The organism is Vibrio sp. AND4 (assembly GCF_000171815.1).
Taxonomy (GTDB): Bacteria; Pseudomonadota; Gammaproteobacteria; order Enterobacterales; family Vibrionaceae; genus Vibrio.
Genome location: NZ_ABGR01000142.1, coordinates 1 through 1,046 on the forward strand (window position 1 = coordinate 1; position 1,046 = coordinate 1,046).

Annotated in this window: 1 protein-coding gene; it reads right to left on the reverse strand. The window is 47.2% G+C overall.

Annotated features, from left to right (window positions below):
- Positions 1 to 204: 204 nt before the first annotated feature.
- On the reverse strand, positions 205 to 1,046 hold an 842-nt coding region (locus AND4_RS19270), incomplete at its 5' end, for an NAD(P)(+) transhydrogenase (Re/Si-specific) subunit beta (protein ID WP_009844670.1).

Here is a 1,046-nt window from a genome sequence, read left to right on the forward strand (position 1 = left end):
CATTAAAGCAGAACGGAGCAAAAACTGGTTGATCAAACTGTTACCGTTACTTGTTATATTAGTCAGGACTATACATCAATAAACCAGTGAATGACATTAGATGACCTAAGGATTTGCAGTACTATAACATTGCAGACCGACGAAAAAGGCCAGCAGAGGCTGGCCTTGATGAGTTTTAAAACGGCTACTTTTCGCACAAACTGCTTACAGTGCTTTGAAAATTGCCTCAACGCTTTCTTTCGCGTCACCGAATAGCATCGAGGTGTTTTCTTTAAAGAACAGTGGGTTCTGTACACCAGCGTAGCCTGTATTCATTGAACGCTTGAATACGACGACATTTTGCGCGTTCCACACTTCTAAAACTGGCATGCCAGCAATTGGGCTATTTGGATCTTCTAACGCTGCCGGGTTCACTGTGTCATTCGCTCCGATAACAAGAACAGTATCTGTTTGTGAAAAGTCATCATTAAGCTCATCCATTTCCAGTACGATGTCATACGGTACTTTTGCTTCTGCCAGTAGTACGTTCATATGCCCCGGTAGACGGCCAGCAACAGGGTGAATACCAAAGCGAACTTCGATGCCCTGCGCGCGAAGCTTCTCTGTGATCTCATGTACTGGGTATTGTGCTTGAGCAACTGCCATGCCGTAACCAGGAGTGATGATCACTGATTTCGAGTTCTTGAGCATTTCAGCAACTTCTTCCGCTGACGTTTCGCGGTGCTCGCCCTGCTCCTCATCACTTGAGATCACAACTTCTTGTCCGAAGCCACCCGCGATTACGCTGATGAACGAACGGTTCATTGCTTTACACATGATGTAAGAAAGGATTGCACCTGAAGAACCAACAAGCGCACCTGTCACGATCAGTAGGTCGTTTGCCAACATGAAACCTGCCGCCGCCGCTGCCCACCCTGAGTAAGAGTTCAACATTGAAACCACAACCGGCATATCTGCACCGCCGATTGACGCAACCAAGTGGTATCCGAATGCGAATGCGATCAGGGTCATTAGGGTCAACGCGAACATGCTACCGTCCGCTCTTA